This window comes from Pseudomonas sp. MHK4 (genome assembly GCF_054600775.1).
In genome coordinates, this window is sequence record NZ_BAAIAK010000010.1 from 73,643 (window position 1) to 87,379 (window position 13,737).

At 59.6% G+C, this 13,737-nt stretch carries 15 protein-coding genes; 9 read left to right on the plus strand and 6 right to left on the minus strand.

Features of this window, described 5'->3' with window-relative positions:
* Positions 1–56 precede the first annotated feature (56 nt).
* From groL to ACYP2Q_RS22915, 4 genes are all read right to left on the minus strand, one after another.
* Entirely contained in the window at positions 57–1,703 is a 1,647-nt protein-coding gene (groL, locus tag ACYP2Q_RS22900) for a chaperonin GroEL (protein WP_459732597.1), read from the minus strand.
* Positions 1,704–1,752: 49 nt separating this feature from the next.
* A complete protein-coding gene (locus tag ACYP2Q_RS22905; protein WP_020799908.1) occupies positions 1,753–2,046 on the minus strand; it encodes a co-chaperone GroES in 294 nt (97 codons plus the stop codon).
* Between the two features lie 247 nt (positions 2,047–2,293).
* The gene (locus ACYP2Q_RS22910; RefSeq protein WP_459732598.1) at positions 2,294–2,770 is read right to left on the minus strand and encodes an FxsA family protein; all 477 of its coding nucleotides are present in this window, start codon (positions 2,768–2,770) and stop codon (positions 2,294–2,296) included.
* A 66-nt stretch (positions 2,771–2,836) separates the two neighbouring features.
* On the minus strand, positions 2,837–3,568 hold the full coding sequence (locus tag ACYP2Q_RS22915; RefSeq protein WP_459732599.1) for a HugZ family pyridoxamine 5'-phosphate oxidase: 732 nt from the start codon (positions 3,566–3,568) through the stop codon (positions 2,837–2,839).
* A 154-nt stretch (positions 3,569–3,722) separates the two neighbouring features.
* Here ACYP2Q_RS22915 and ACYP2Q_RS22920 point away from each other — a divergent pair, with 154 nt between their 5' ends.
* Positions 3,723–4,481, plus strand: a complete 759-nt coding sequence (locus ACYP2Q_RS22920) for an SDR family oxidoreductase (protein WP_459732600.1) — start codon at positions 3,723–3,725, stop codon at positions 4,479–4,481.
* Positions 4,482–4,599: 118 nt separating this feature from the next.
* Here ACYP2Q_RS22920 and apbC read toward each other — a convergent pair whose 3' ends face one another.
* Positions 4,600–5,694: an iron-sulfur cluster carrier protein ApbC gene (apbC, locus tag ACYP2Q_RS22925; protein ID WP_459732601.1), complete on the minus strand. Its 1,095-nt coding sequence runs from the start codon at positions 5,692–5,694 to the stop codon at positions 4,600–4,602.
* Between the two features lie 177 nt (positions 5,695–5,871).
* Between apbC and metG the strand changes: the two genes are divergently transcribed.
* The 8 genes from metG to ACYP2Q_RS22965 all read left to right on the plus strand — a co-directional run bounded on the left by metG (position 5,872) and on the right by ACYP2Q_RS22965 (position 12,753).
* Entirely contained in the window at positions 5,872–7,923 is a 2,052-nt protein-coding gene (gene metG / locus ACYP2Q_RS22930) for a methionine--tRNA ligase (protein ID WP_459732602.1), read from the plus strand.
* Between the two features lie 121 nt (positions 7,924–8,044).
* Positions 8,045–8,614 carry an Rnf-Nqr domain containing protein gene (locus tag ACYP2Q_RS22935; protein WP_459732603.1) on the plus strand — a complete coding sequence of 190 codons (570 nt, stop codon included), beginning with the start codon at positions 8,045–8,047 and terminating at the stop codon, positions 8,612–8,614.
* Positions 8,611–9,642 carry an electron transport complex subunit RsxB gene (gene rsxB, locus ACYP2Q_RS22940; protein WP_459732604.1) on the plus strand — a complete coding sequence of 344 codons (1,032 nt, stop codon included), beginning with the start codon at positions 8,611–8,613 and terminating at the stop codon, positions 9,640–9,642. The genes ACYP2Q_RS22935 and rsxB overlap by 4 nt, the downstream gene beginning before the upstream one ends.
* The gene (locus tag ACYP2Q_RS22945; RefSeq protein ID WP_459732605.1) at positions 9,629–10,615 is read left to right on the plus strand and encodes an RnfABCDGE type electron transport complex subunit D; all 987 of its coding nucleotides are present in this window, start codon (positions 9,629–9,631) and stop codon (positions 10,613–10,615) included. Before rsxB ends, ACYP2Q_RS22945 begins: the two co-directional genes overlap by 14 nt.
* Positions 10,612–11,223, plus strand: coding sequence for an RnfABCDGE type electron transport complex subunit G (locus ACYP2Q_RS22950; protein WP_459732606.1), 612 nt, complete (start codon positions 10,612–10,614; stop codon positions 11,221–11,223). The genes ACYP2Q_RS22945 and ACYP2Q_RS22950 overlap by 4 nt, the downstream gene beginning before the upstream one ends.
* Entirely contained in the window at positions 11,216–11,803 is a 588-nt protein-coding gene (locus tag ACYP2Q_RS22955; RefSeq protein WP_459732607.1) for an Rnf-Nqr domain containing protein, read from the plus strand. Before ACYP2Q_RS22950 ends, ACYP2Q_RS22955 begins: the two co-directional genes overlap by 8 nt.
* 25 nt (positions 11,804–11,828) lie before the next feature.
* Positions 11,829–12,467, plus strand: a complete 639-nt coding sequence (gene nth / locus ACYP2Q_RS22960) for an endonuclease III (RefSeq protein WP_459732608.1) — start codon at positions 11,829–11,831, stop codon at positions 12,465–12,467.
* 106 nt (positions 12,468–12,573) lie between these two features.
* Positions 12,574–12,753 (plus strand): PA3496 family putative envelope integrity protein, encoded by a 180-nt coding sequence (locus ACYP2Q_RS22965; protein ID WP_459732609.1) that lies wholly within the window; start codon positions 12,574–12,576, stop codon positions 12,751–12,753.
* 90 nt (positions 12,754–12,843) lie between these two features.
* Here ACYP2Q_RS22965 and ACYP2Q_RS22970 read toward each other — a convergent pair whose 3' ends face one another.
* Positions 12,844–13,470 (minus strand): response regulator transcription factor, encoded by a 627-nt coding sequence (locus ACYP2Q_RS22970; RefSeq protein WP_179055796.1) that lies wholly within the window; start codon positions 13,468–13,470, stop codon positions 12,844–12,846.
* Positions 13,471–13,737: the final 267 nt, after the last annotated feature.

The window sequence follows — 13,737 nt, forward strand, 5'->3', positions numbered from 1 at the left end:
AAAAAACCCCGCCTGCTTTCGCAGGCGGGGTTTTTCAGTACAGGGGTAAGGCTGGCTTACATCATGCCGCCCATGCCGCCCATACCGCCCATGTCTGGCATACCGCCGCCAGCACCGCCGTCTTTCTTCGGTGCATCAGCAACAGCCGCTTGGGTGGTCAGGATCAGACCGGCGATCGACGATGCAGCTTGCAGAGCGGAACGGGTGACCTTGGTTGGGTCCAGGATACCCATTTCGATCATGTCGCCGTATTCGCCAGTCGCAGCGTTGTAACCGAAGTTACCTTTGCCGTTCTTGACTTCGTTTACCACAACGCTTGGCTCGTCACCGCTGTTGGCAGCGATCTGACGCAGCGGTGCTTCAACGGCACGACGCAGAACAGAAACACCTACGTCCTGGTCAGCGTTGTCGCCTTTCAGGTCCAGGATGGCTTCAAGAGCACGGATCAGCGCTACGCCACCGCCAGGTACCACGCCTTCTTCAACGGCTGCACGGGTAGCGTGCAGGGCGTCTTCAACGCGGGCTTTCTTCTCTTTCATTTCAACTTCGGAACCAGCGCCAACCTTGATCACTGCTACGCCGCCGGACAGCTTGGCCAGACGCTCTTGCAGTTTTTCACGGTCGTAGTCCGAGGAAGTCTCGGCAACCTGGGCACGGATCTGGTTGATGCGTGCTTCGATGTCGCCTTGAACGCCAGCACCGTCAACGATGATGGTGTTTTCCTTGGACAGGGTCACGCGCTTGGCGTTACCCAGGTGCTCCAGGGTGGTGCTTTCCAGGCTCAGGCCGATCTCTTCGGAGATTACGGTACCGCCGGTCAGGACGGCGATGTCCTGCAGCATGGCCTTGCGACGGTCGCCGAAGCCTGGTGCCTTGACGGCTGCGACTTTGACGATGCCACGCATGTTGTTCACAACCAGAGTCGCCAGGGCTTCGCCTTCAACGTCTTCGGCCACGATCAGCAGTGGACGGCCGGCTTTGGCAACGGCTTCCAGCACTGGCAGCATTTCGCGGATGTTCGAGATCTTTTTGTCGACCAGCAGGATCAGCGGGCCGTCCAGCTCAGCGACCATGGTCTCTGGCTTGTTGACGAAGTACGGGGACAGGTAACCACGGTCGAACTGCATGCCTTCAACAACCGACAGTTCGTTTTCCAGGCCCGAGCCTTCTTCAACGGTGATCACGCCTTCTTTACCGACTTTTTCCATGGCTTCGGCAATGATGTCGCCGATGGAGTTGTCGGAGTTGGCGGAGATGGTGCCTACCTGAGCGATGGCCTTGGTGTCAGCGCATGGCTTGGACAGGGCTTTCAGCTCTTTGACGATAGCGATGGTCGCTTTGTCGATACCGCGCTTCAGGTCCATCGGGTTCATGCCGGCAGCGACGGCTTTCAGGCCTTCGTTGACGATCGATTGAGCCAGAACGGTTGCGGTGGTGGTGCCGTCGCCTGCGTCATCGTTGGCACGGGAGGCAACGTCTTTGACCAGCTGCGCGCCCATGTTTTCGAAACGGTCTTCCAGTTCGATTTCTTTGGCTACGGAAACGCCGTCTTTGGTGATGGTCGGAGCGCCGAAGCTCTTCTCGATGATCACGTTACGGCCTTTCGGGCCCAGGGTCGCTTTTACTGCGTCAGCCAGGACGTTGACACCGGTGAGCATTTTCTTGCGGGCGGAATCGCCAAACAGTACTTCTTTAGCAGCCATGATCGATATTCCTTAAATACTTTGTAGTAACGGGAAAATGAGCGGGTAATCAGCCTTCGACAACAGCGAGGATTTCGTTCTCGCTCATTACCAGCAGGTCTTCGCCGTCGACTTTCACAGTGTTGCTGCCGGAGTAAGGACCGAACACAACCTTGTCGCCCACTTTCACGGACAGTGCACGCACTTCACCGTTTTCCAGTACGCGGCCGGTGCCGACAGCGAGGATTTCGCCGCTGTTGGCTTTTTCAGCAGCCGAACCTGGCAGGACGATACCGCCAGCGGTTTTCTTTTCTTCTTCGCTGCGACGGATGACGACGCGGTCATGCAGAGGACGAAGCTTCATTGTCGATCTCTCCTAATTGTGGTTTTCATCGGCCGGTGTAGTCCCGGCGGGTTTAACAAAGTCCGGCGGTGCCGGGTGCGGTTCGTCGAGCGAACCGCGGAAGTCTGTCTGGCGTGTTCGCCAGAAACCTTGCGGTGACCGTTACATAAGGGCGTACAAGCTGATTACAAGGGCAGGGATCGAAAAATTTTTACGCCGATCTCCCGAAAACGAACACGGCACCCGAAGGTGCCGTGTGCAGGACGTATCACTTGGTATCACGGTGTTCGAACTCGCCTTCGATCACGTTGGGCTCGCGACCGAGCGGCTCGCGAGGGGCAGGACCGCCACGGGGTGCAAGATCATCGGCGAATGCTCGCTGGCGGATCGCTTGTTCCTCGGCACGCTGGCGCATTTTATTGGCCAGCAGGCGACGGCTGACCGGCAGCAGCATGATCAGGCCGATCACGTCGCTGATGAAGCCCGGAAGGATCAACAGACCACCGGCCAACGCCAGCATCAGGCCCTCGAGCATGGTCTGGGCCGGCAGCTCGCCACGGTTCAGGCTTTCACGGGCACGCAGCGCCGTGGCCAGCCCGGCGACTCGCAACACGAACACGCCGAACATCGAGCCGAGAATGACCAGCAGCAGGGCCGGGAAAAACCCGATCGCCCCTGCCACCTTGACGAATACGAACAGCTCCAACACCGGAAACAGCAGAAAGAGCAACAAAAAAGGGCGCATCAAATGGTTCCTCAACGCAAGAATGCCTTGCCAGTAATCCTTAGATGACGTCGCCGTTTCGTGAATTCAAGCGTCAGCCACTGCATTTTTCGGCCAATGCTCGGCATGAGCCAGGAAAACCAAGGCTTCGCGAACTTGTGTCGGCGTATTACAAGGCGTTTGGAACGGCAACCAGTGCAACCCCTGACCGATGAGCAGGTGCATGCCTTCGCTGTCGATGCCCACCAGCCTTGCCGGCGAGGTTCTCGGCAGGCCGGCCAGTTCGACGTAATGCGCGATGGCCTTGGCGTGATCGGCGTTCATGTGCTCAATCATGCTCGTCTCGGTTTTGCCGGCAAACGGGTTGGCCAGGGTCAACTCGTTGACCCAGTGGATCGCGCCAAAGCCGCCAATGTAACGATGGCGCACCGGCTTGAGCACCCAGAAATCGAAATCATGGGCCTTGTGGTAGCTCTGCGAATCCGGGAAGTAGCGGTAGTATCGTTCGGCGGCGGCTTCAATGGCAGCCTCGTCTTCGATCTGTTGCGCCTCGGCCAGGTAGGTCAGGCGACCAACGGCCTGGACGTCTTCGGCCCCACGCTCGCCCACGAACAGCGAGCATTTTGGATCCTTTTGCAGGTTGTGGGTGTGCTGGGCGATGCGGCTGATCAGGATCAAGGGCCGCCCGAGCTCGTCCAGGCAGTACGGAACCACGGAGCCAAACGGGAAACCTGGCATCGACTTGGAGTGTGTCGAGAGCACCCCACGGTATTCCTTGAGGAGCAATTCTCGTGCATGCTTAGCCGCTTCAACGCTCAATTTATGACTCCTTACTTAGAATCCGTCAAAAAAAAACGGATCAGCGACTGGCACAGGTACCAGTTGACCATTGGGGGCAGTTCTCATGTGCCAAGGTAGGCGTGATGGAGAAGATGCCCATGATAAAACACCCAGACCTACCGGGGCATTGCGAATGAAACTCACCGACAAAGTAATCATTATCACTGGCGGTTGCCAGGGTTTAGGCCGCTCCATGGCCGAGTATTTCGCCGATAAAGGCGCGAAGCTGGCGCTGGTCGACCTCAACCAGGAAAAACTCGACGACGCCGTTGCCGCCTGCCAGGCCAAGGGCGTCGAGGCCCGCGCCTACCTGTGCAACGTGGCCAACGAAGAGCAAGTGAGCCACATGGTCGCCCAGGTCGCCGACGACTTCGGCGCGATCCATGGCCTGATCAACAACGCCGGGATTTTGCGTGACGGCCTGCTGCTCAAGGTCAAGGACGGCGAAATGACCAGGATGAGCCTGGCCCAGTGGCAGGCGGTCATCGACGTCAACCTGACCGGCGTATTCCTGTGCACCCGAGAAGTCGCGGCGAAAATGGTCGAGCTGAACAACAGCGGCGCGATCATCAATATCTCGTCGATTTCCCGTGCCGGCAACGTCGGCCAGACCAACTACTCCGCGGCCAAGGCCGGTGTCGCCGCCGCGACGGTGACCTGGGCCAAGGAGCTGGCGCGCTACGGTATTCGCGTGGCCGGCATTGCACCGGGCTTCATCGAAACCGAAATGACCCTGAGCATGAAACCTGAAGCGCTGGAGAAGATGACGTCGGGGATTCCGCTCAAGCGCATGGGCAAACCTGAAGAAATCGCCCAGTCGGCGGCTTACATCTTCGAAAACGACTACTACACCGGTCGGATCCTGGAGTTGGACGGCGGATTGCGTATCTAAGGCCACCACAAAACAACTGTAGGAGCGAGCTTGCTCGCGAAGCTGGGTCAGGCACATTGATGTAGCTGACACACCTTCGCGAGCAAGCTCGCTCCTGCAGGGGGCTGCGTTGACTACCTCAATCGTCGCTGATGCTGATATTCGGCATCGCCGGCGTCAACGCTTCCTGCAACACGATCCGTGCGCCGACATGGCGGGCCAGCTCCTGGTAAACCAGGGCGATCGGGCTGTCAGGCTCGGCGATCACCGTTGGCTTGCCGCCATCGGCCTGCTCGCGGATGGCCATTGCCAGCGGCAACGAAGCCAGCAGCTCGACGCCGTACTGATTGGCCAGCTTCACCCCGCCGCCCTCGCCGAACAGATGCTCGGCATGCCCGCAGTTCGAGCAGATGTGCACGGCCATGTTCTCCACCACGCCCAGCACCGGAATGTTGACCTTGCGGAACATCTCCACGCCCTTGCGTGCGTCCAGCAGTGCCAGGTCCTGGGGGGTGGTCACGATCACCGCACCGGCCACCGGGACTTTCTGCGCCAGGGTCAGCTGGATATCGCCGGTGCCTGGCGGCATGTCGATGACCAGGTAATCCAGGTCGCCCCACGCGGTCTGCGTCACCAGTTGCAGCAAGGCGCCGGAGACCATCGGCCCGCGCCAGACCATCGGCGTGTTGTCGTCGGTCAGGAACGCCATGGACATCACTTCGACACCATGGGACTTGAGCGGAACGAACCACTTCTGGTCCTTGATTTCGGGACGGGTGCGCTCGGGGATACCGAACATGATGCCCTGGCTCGGACCGTAGATGTCCGCATCGAGAATACCCACCTTGGCGCCTTCGCGGGCCAGGGCGAGGGCCAGGTTGGCGGCGGTGGTGGACTTGCCCACCCCGCCCTTGCCGGAGGCAACGGCCACGACATTCTTCACGTTCGCCAGGCCGGGAATCTGCCCTTGAGCCTTGTGCGCGGCAATGACGCTGGTGATGTCGACTCGGGCCGATGTCACGCCGTCCAGACCCTGAAGGGCCATTTCCAGCATCTGCGCCCAGCCACTCTTGAACAGACCGGCGGCATAACCCAGTTCCAGCTGCACGCTGACGCGGTCGCCCTGGATCTCGATGTTGCGCACGCACCCGGCGCTGACCGGATCCTGGTTCAGGTAGGGGTCGGTGTATTGGCGAAGGACGGCTTCCACCGCTGCACGATTGACGGCGCTCATGGGCAACTCCGAAACAAGACTGGGAAAAGATGGCGGGTATCGTACCTGTTCTGATCGATTGGCGGGGTCTTCGAAGATCTTCCCGCTGTTCATCCAATGAAACAGGTGCACAGGGTGAAAAATATACTCGGGCGCTTTATAGTGGCCGACCTCCGTTTCATCAAGTAGCCGAGCCCCATGTCCGAGCCACGCAAGATCCTCGTCACCAGCGCCCTGCCCTATGCCAATGGTTCGATTCACCTCGGCCATATGCTGGAGTACATCCAGACCGATATGTGGGTGCGCTTCCAGAAGCACCGCGGCAACCAATGCATTTATGTCTGCGCCGACGACGCCCACGGTTCGGCCATCATGCTGCGCGCGGAAAAGGAAGGCATCACCCCGGAACAACTGATCGCCAACGTCCAGGCTGAACACAGCGCCGACTTTGCCGAGTTCCTGGTGGACTTCGACAACTTCCACTCCACTCACGCCGAAGAAAACCGTGAGCTGTCGAGCCAGATCTACCTCAAGCTGCGCGACGCCGGCCATATCGCCCAACGCTCGATCACGCAGTATTTCGACCCGGAAAAGAAAATGTTCCTGGCCGACCGCTTCATCAAGGGCACCTGCCCGAAATGTGGCACCGAAGACCAGTACGGCGACAACTGCGAAAAATGCGGCGCGACCTACGCACCGACCGACCTGAAGGATCCGAAGTCGGCGATCTCCGGCGCCACCCCGGTGCTCAAGGATTCCCAGCACTTCTTCTTCAAGCTGCCTGACTTCCAGCAAATGCTGCAGACCTGGACCCGCAGCGGCACCCTGCAGGACGCCGTGGCGAACAAGATCGCCGAATGGCTGGATGCCGGCCTGCAACAGTGGGACATCTCCCGCGATGCACCGTACTTCGGCTTCGAGATTCCCGACGAGCCGGGCAAATACTTCTACGTATGGCTGGATGCGCCGATAGGCTACATGGCCAGCTTCAAGAACCTGTGCGACCGCACGCCGGAACTGGACTTCGACGCGTTCTGGGGCAAGGACTCCACCGCCGAGCTGTACCACTTCATCGGCAAGGACATCGTCAACTTCCACGCCCTGTTCTGGCCCGCGATGCTTGAAGGCGCGGGCTACCGCAAGCCGACCGGCATCAACGTGCACGGCTACCTGACCGTCAACGGCCAGAAAATGTCCAAGTCCCGTGGCACGTTCATCAAGGCCCGGACCTACCTCGACCACCTGTCGCCGGAATACCTGCGTTACTACTACGCAGCCAAGCTGAGCCGTGGCGTCGACGACCTCGACCTGAACCTCGAAGACTTCGTACAGAAGGTCAACTCCGACCTGGTCGGCAAAGTCGTCAACATTGCCAGCCGTTGCGCCGGGTTCATCAACAAGGGCAATGCCGGCGTGATGGTCGAGACCAACGCCGCGCCGGAGCTGACCGAAGCCTTCCTGGCCGCCGCGCCAAGCATCGCCGACGCCTATGAAGCCCGCGACTTCGCCCGCGCCATGCGCGAGATCATGGGCCTGGCCGACCGTGCCAACGCCTGGATCGCCGACAAGGCACCGTGGTCACTGAACAAGCAGGAAGGCAAGCAGGATGAGGTCCAGGCCATCTGCGCCACCGGCGTCAACCTGTTCCGTCAACTGGTGATCTTCCTCAAACCGGTGCTGCCGCTGCTGGCCGCCGATGCCGAGGCGTTCCTCAACGTCGCGCCGCTGACCTGGAACGATCACGCGACCTTGCTCGCCAACCATCAGCTGAACGAGTTCAAGCCGTTGATGACCCGTATCGACCCGGTAAAAGTGCAAGCCATGACCGACGCCTCGAAAGAAGACCTGACCGCCAGCCAGACCGACACCGGCGAAGCCGCACCGGCCGGCAACGGCGAGTTGGCGAAAGATCCGCTGTCGCCGCAAATCGAGTTCGACACCTTTGCCGCGGTTGACCTGCGCGTCGCCCTGATCGTCAAGGCCGAACACGTGGAAGGTGCCGACAAGCTGCTGCGCCTGACCCTGGACATCGGCGACGAGCAACGCAACGTGTTCTCCGGCATCAAGAGCGCCTACCCGGACCCGTCCAAGCTCGATGGTCGCCTGACCATGATGATCGCCAACCTCAAGCCACGAAAAATGAAGTTCGGCATCTCCGAAGGCATGGTGATGGCGGCAGGTCCCGGCGGCGAAGAAATCTACCTGCTCAGCCCTGACAGCGGCGCCAAGCCTGGTCAGCGGATCAAGTAAGGCACTGCGGCAAACCGATCCCACAGTCGTGCCTGGCGCGACTGTGGGATTTTCATGTCTGGCCCATACTATCTCTATGGTCTGGCTCCTACAGGGATCCCAGCATCGGATATGGACGATCATGACCGAAACCCTGCTTGCGCTCATCAGCACCGCCCTGCTCAACAACCTCGTGTTGCACTGGCCGCTGGGTGTTGATCCGCTGCTGGCCAGCGAACGTCGCCAGGTCCATGCCCTGGGCATCGCGACGACGTGCGTGATGCTGATCACCGGGATACTCGGCTATGGGCTCTATCACTGGCTGCTGGTGCCGCTGGAGTTGACGGCGTTGCACCTGTTCGTGTTTCTGCCATTGAGCGTGCTGCTGATCGGCCCGTTGTTGCAGCTGCTTGCTCGGGTGTTTTCGACACTGTCCTTCGAAGGCCTCTGGCTGTTGCTGCTGTGCAATGCCGGGGTGCTTGGCGTGGCATTGCTCAACGCCCGGGAGGACAAGGGATTTTTTCACGCCACAGCCTTGAGCTTCGGCGCCGGGCTGGGTTTCTGGCTGGTACTGAACCTGTTCAACGACCTGCGCCAGCGCACACTCGATAACGATGTGCCCCTGCCCTTTCGCGGCCTTCCGATCGATCTGATCGGTGCCGGCTTGATCGCAGTGGCCTTTCTCGGATTCAGCGGACTGATCAAAACATGAGTCTGATTCAACGCATCGACGCCCTCCTGCCGCAGACCCAATGCGGCAAGTGTGGCCATCCTGGATGCAAGCCGTACGCCGCAGGCATCGCCAGCGGCGAGCCGATCAACAAGTGCCCACCCGGCGGCAGTGAAACCATCAAGGCCCTGGCTGAACTGTTGCACGTGCCAGTGCTGGAGCTGGACATCAGTCGCGGCTCGGCCCCGGCGCAGATTGCCTATATCCGCGAGGCTGAATGTATTGGTTGCACGAAATGCATTCAGGCCTGTCCGGTGGATGCCATTGTCGGCGCGGCCAAGTTGATGCACACGGTCATCATCGACGAATGCACCGGGTGCGACCTTTGCGTGGCGCCTTGCCCAGTGGATTGCATCGAAATGCATCCGCTGCCATTGAACAACGTGTTGCCGATTGTCGGTGGCCTGGCCTTCAGCCTGGAAGAGCAACGGGCTCGCGCTGCCAAACGCAACCATGCACGGCGGCGTTTCGAGCAGCGCAATGCCCGCTTGCAGCGTGAAGAACAACAAAAAATCGCCGAGCGCGAGGCCCGTGCGCAACGGGCCGCCCAACCCGGTATTCCTACACAGACACAAACAACGCTCGACCCGGTACAGGCAGCCCTGGAACGCGTCCGCGCGCAAAAGGCCGCGAACGCCGATGCGGCGCTGAAAAAAGCCAAGATCGACCTGGCGATGAGCCGGGCGCAGTTGAACAAGTCGCTCAAGGCCTTCGGTCATCCGCCGACCTTCGAACAGCAATCGCAGCTGATTGTCCTGCAACAGCAGTTCGAAGCCGCCGAGCAAGCCTTGGCCCAACTGGAACGCGATATGCCGCCTACCCCGGCGCCCGTCGCAACACCGGCTCCGACGCAGGACGCCGAGCTGAAACGCGCAAAAATCCAGCTGGCCATGCGTCGCGCCGAGCTGAAGAAAGCCCAGGCCAGTGCAGCACCCGCCGAGCAGATCGAAGCCCTGGAGCGGGCCCTGAGCGAAGCCGAACGCCAGGTGGAAGCCCATGCCACCCCTTGAATCGGTCGACGAGCGGCTGCAACAGGCGATGAAACTGGTTCTGCTGGCGACGCTGCCAGGGATGCTGGCGCTGTTCTGGTTCTACGGCTGGGGGGTGTTGCTCAACCTGATATTGGCAGGCACCGGCGCGTTGGCCACGGAAGCGGCGGTGCTGCGCTTGCGCAAGCGTGCGCTCAAGCCCACCTTGAGCGACGGCAGTGCCCTGGTCAGTGCCACGCTCCTGGCCCTGGCCTTGCCGCCCTACTGTCCCTGGTGGCTGACGGTCAGTGCGGCTGCACTGGCCATGGTGTTCGGCAAGCACCTGTATGGCGGAGTCGGCAGCAATCCGTTCAACCCGGCGATGCTCGGTTTCGCCCTTGTCATGGTGACGTTTCCACAACAGATGACCCACTGGCCAGCCTCCCAGGGCATGGACCTGTGGGCAGGTGTGCAGCAAGTGTTCGGTTTTGGTCAAAGCCCGGATGCCTGGGTCCGCGCCACGGCACTGGACAGCCTGCGGATCAACAGGAGCCTGACCATGGACGAACTGTTCTCGGCGAATCCGGCCTTTGGTCGTTTCGGCGGTCGCGGCGTGGAATGGGTAAGCCTGGCCTATCTCGCCGGTGGCGCGTTTTTGCTGCAACGGCGCGTGTTCAGCTGGCACGCGCCGGTCGGCATGCTCGCCAGCCTGTTCGTCATCAGCCTGGTGTGCTGGAACGGTTCGGGATCGGACTCCCATGGTTCGCCGCTGTTTCATCTGCTCACCGGCGCCAGCATGCTGGGCGCATTCTTTATCGTCACGGAACCCGTATCCGGCGCCAAAAGCCCCGGGGCGCGCTTGCTGTTTGGTGCAGGCGTCGGTTTGCTGACCTATCTGATTCGCACCTGGGGCGGCTACCCGGACGGCGTGGCCTTTGCTGTGCTGTTGATGAACCTCTGTGTGCCGGCGCTGGAGCGACTTGTCGCGGCCAGGCAGGAGCGGATCGCACCATGAGTCGAGCCTCGAGCGCCGCCATCCTGGTATTACTGGCCGCCTTCGGCGCTGGCCTGAGCTATCTTGCGCAACATGCCAGCGCGCCACGGATTGCCGCTGAGCAACGCCTGATCGACAGTCGTTACCTGCTCGACCTGCTACCGCCTGATAGCTACGACAACCAGCCGCTGGAGCAAACGCTTACGCTCGACAAGCCCGCGCTGGGCAACAGCACGCTGCTGGCGGGTTACCGCGCGACCAAGGCCGGCCACGCCTATGCCGTGCTGTTGCGCAGCCAGACCCTGGGCTACGCGGGCACCATCGACTTGTTGATCGCCATCGATCTCGACGGCAGGCTGGTGGGGGTCAAAACCCTCAAGCAAACAGAAACCCCCGGGCTCGGTGCACGTATCGCCGAATGGCCCAATGCCTGGCTTGAAGCCTTTTCCGGCAAGTCGCGAACCGATCCGGGTGACAACGGTTGGGCCTTGAAAAAGGACCTGGGTCAGTTCGATCAGATTGCGGGAGCGACCATCACCTCAAGAGCAGTGATCAGCGCCACCCATGACGCCTTGCGTTATTTCGATGAGCACCGGCAGTCACTGCTTGGGAGTCCTTCCGATGAATAAACCGTCGCAACTGCAGAACACCTTGATGTTCGTGCCGCTGATTGGCGCCACCGACTCACTGGTGAACGCCCTGGGTCTGTGGGCGCTGTTCATTGTCGTGATCAGTGTGTTCGGCCTGGGCATGAACGCCTTGCGCTCACGCCTGCTCCCGGCGGCCCGTTTGCCGGCAAGCGTGCTGCTGGCCGCCACGTTGACCAGTTGCGCCGAACTCGGCGCGCAGGTCTGGTCGCTGCAATGGCACCAGCATGTCGGAATCTATGCCGGTTTGATCGCCTTGCAATGTGTCGTGCTGGAGCACTGCGGTTTCTTCCAGAGCCCATGGCGAGAGCGCTGGCGACTAAGTGGCCTGTTCGGCGCAGCAATGGTGGCGCTGGGCCTGCTGCGCGAACTCATCGGTGACGGGACACTGGGCAATCATCTACCGTGGCTGGCTGCTGCGACCCACGCCAATTGGCAGGGCTGGGTGCTGACCGCTGACGGTGGCCTGCGCCTGGCCACGCTGGCCCCTGGTGGTTTCATACTGCTGGGATTGCTGATCGCCGCCTGGCAAGCCTGGCGCCGCCCGCCACGTTCAAACTGACCGCCTTCGAGGAAACGCATCGCCCATGAATGCCGCAAAACGTCTGGAAATTTTCCGCAGGCTGCATGAAGACAATCCCGAACCGAAAACCGAACTGGCCTACTCCACAGCCTTTGAATTGCTGATTGCGGTGATTCTTTCGGCGCAATCGACCGATGTCGGCGTCAACAAGGCCACGGCAAAACTGTTTCCGGTTGCCAATACCCCGGCGGCGATTCATGCATTGGGGGTCGAAGGATTGTCGGAGTACATCAAGACCATCGGCCTGTACAACAGCAAGGCCAAAAATGTGATCGAGACCTGCCGCCTGCTGGTTGAGCGTCATGCCGGTGAAGTGCCGCAGACCCGTGAAGAACTGGAAGCCTTGCCTGGCGTTGGCCGCAAGACCGCCAACGTGGTGCTCAATACTGCATTCCGCCAATTGACGATGGCCGTGGACACCCACATTTTTCGGGTCAGCAACCGCACCGGCATCGCGCCCGGCAAGAACGTGGTTGAGGTCGAGAAGAAATTGATGAAATTCGTGCCCAGGCAGTACCTGCTTGACTCCCATCACTGGCTGATCCTTCACGGACGCTATGTCTGCCTGGCCCGCAAGCCTCGCTGCGGCAGTTGCCGGATCGAAGACTTGTGCGAATACAAGCACAAGACCTCGGACGATTGAGCCGCTATTGGGTTTGTCCATTCATCGATTGAAAAAATCTTTTTTACCCGTCGCAGGATTGTCGATATAAGGAGCCCCAAAGGCCTTCTTCGCCTGGAGTAACTAAATGAGCACTGGCAAAGAGCAATTGGACGTAGATGACGACTTCACTCCGGTAGAGGCTGATGAGGCCGAGCCGGTGGTTGAAGTAGCGAAAACCAACCTGAGCAAGCGCCGGACCATCGACAATCTGTTGGAGGAGCGCCGACTGCAAAAGCAATTGGCCGATTACGATTTTGACTTGTGAAACCTAAAAGCCTCCTGAAACGGAGGCTTTTTACTAAGTGTCGAACCGCGATGAATGCTCGCCTGTCGCACTTCGTCATTCCCAGGCTCATCATGCCAGGCCGTTACGCTGGGCCAGCTCGATCAGATCGACCAGGGAGCGCGCATTGAGTTTCAACAGCAGTCGAGTCTTGTAGGTACTGACGGTCTTGTTGCTGAGAAACATCCCATCAGCAATCTCTTTATTGGTCTTGCCCCGGGCCAACTGCTGCAACACCATCATTTCCCGCCCTGACAGGCGATCCACCATATCGGCTTCACTGGCGTTGCCAAGACTGGCACGCACCGTATGCAATGCCTGATTGGGAAAGTAACTGTAGCCTGACAAGACAGCCTTTATTGCACTGAGTAATTCCGTGAGGTCCTGTTGCTTGCAGACATATCCGGCGGCGCCCGACTGCATGCAGCGCATGGAAAAATGCCCAGGAGACTGAGAAGTCAGAATCAGCACTTTCATCGGCATCGCAGCTGATGAAAGTCGCGCAATAACTTCCAGCCCATCCAGTTTCGGTATTCCAATATCCAGGATGACAATGTCCGGCATGTATTCACGGGCTAGTTGTAATGCGTCCACACCATTATCTGTTTCTGCAATGACTTCGTAGCCATGACGCTCCATCAGCATTCGTACCGCAAGACGAATGACGGGGTGATCATCCACAATCAGCACTTTATTCATGGGCAAGTCCAATTTCGCTGTTCGAATTTTTAGAGCCCGCACAATAGCCTAGTCGTTTCCATCCTTGCATGTCGCCCCCCCCAGCGACTCGCACCAAGAGACATTCCCTACAAACATCCAAGATTTTTCCTACAAAAAACCCCAGAACTCGTGGGGTAGAAAACTTTTATTGAGACCTTGACTTTCCAATTATGATTATTTTTTTGTATCGACCTGCAACAAAAAAATTAAGATAAATTGATCTCCAGACAGCGAACAGACACCTAT

Excerpts from the sequence above, each read along its gene's own strand:
- groL (WP_459732597.1), bottom strand. The coding sequence starts at position 1,703 with ATGGCTGCTAAAGAAGTACTGTTTGGCGATTCCGCCCGCAAGAAAATG.
- ACYP2Q_RS22955 (WP_459732607.1), top strand. The coding sequence starts at position 11,216 with ATGAATAAACCGTCGCAACTGCAGAACACCTTGATGTTCGTGCCGCTG.
- metG (WP_459732602.1), top strand. The coding sequence starts at position 5,872 with ATGTCCGAGCCACGCAAGATCCTCGTCACCAGCGCCCTGCCCTATGCC.
- rsxB (WP_459732604.1), top strand. The coding sequence starts at position 8,611 with ATGAGTCTGATTCAACGCATCGACGCCCTCCTGCCGCAGACCCAATGC.
- ACYP2Q_RS22945 (WP_459732605.1), top strand. The coding sequence starts at position 9,629 with ATGCCACCCCTTGAATCGGTCGACGAGCGGCTGCAACAGGCGATGAAA.
- ACYP2Q_RS22905 (WP_020799908.1), bottom strand. The coding sequence starts at position 2,046 with ATGAAGCTTCGTCCTCTGCATGACCGCGTCGTCATCCGTCGCAGCGAA.
- ACYP2Q_RS22910 (WP_459732598.1), bottom strand. The coding sequence starts at position 2,770 with ATGCGCCCTTTTTTGTTGCTCTTTCTGCTGTTTCCGGTGTTGGAGCTG.
- ACYP2Q_RS22965 (WP_459732609.1), top strand. The coding sequence starts at position 12,574 with ATGAGCACTGGCAAAGAGCAATTGGACGTAGATGACGACTTCACTCCG.
- ACYP2Q_RS22920 (WP_459732600.1), top strand. The coding sequence starts at position 3,723 with ATGAAACTCACCGACAAAGTAATCATTATCACTGGCGGTTGCCAGGGT.
- apbC (WP_459732601.1), bottom strand. The coding sequence starts at position 5,694 with ATGAGCGCCGTCAATCGTGCAGCGGTGGAAGCCGTCCTTCGCCAATAC.
- ACYP2Q_RS22950 (WP_459732606.1), top strand. The coding sequence starts at position 10,612 with ATGAGTCGAGCCTCGAGCGCCGCCATCCTGGTATTACTGGCCGCCTTC.
- ACYP2Q_RS22970 (WP_179055796.1), bottom strand. The coding sequence starts at position 13,470 with ATGAATAAAGTGCTGATTGTGGATGATCACCCCGTCATTCGTCTTGCG.
- ACYP2Q_RS22935 (WP_459732603.1), top strand. The coding sequence starts at position 8,045 with ATGACCGAAACCCTGCTTGCGCTCATCAGCACCGCCCTGCTCAACAAC.
- nth (WP_459732608.1), top strand. The coding sequence starts at position 11,829 with ATGAATGCCGCAAAACGTCTGGAAATTTTCCGCAGGCTGCATGAAGAC.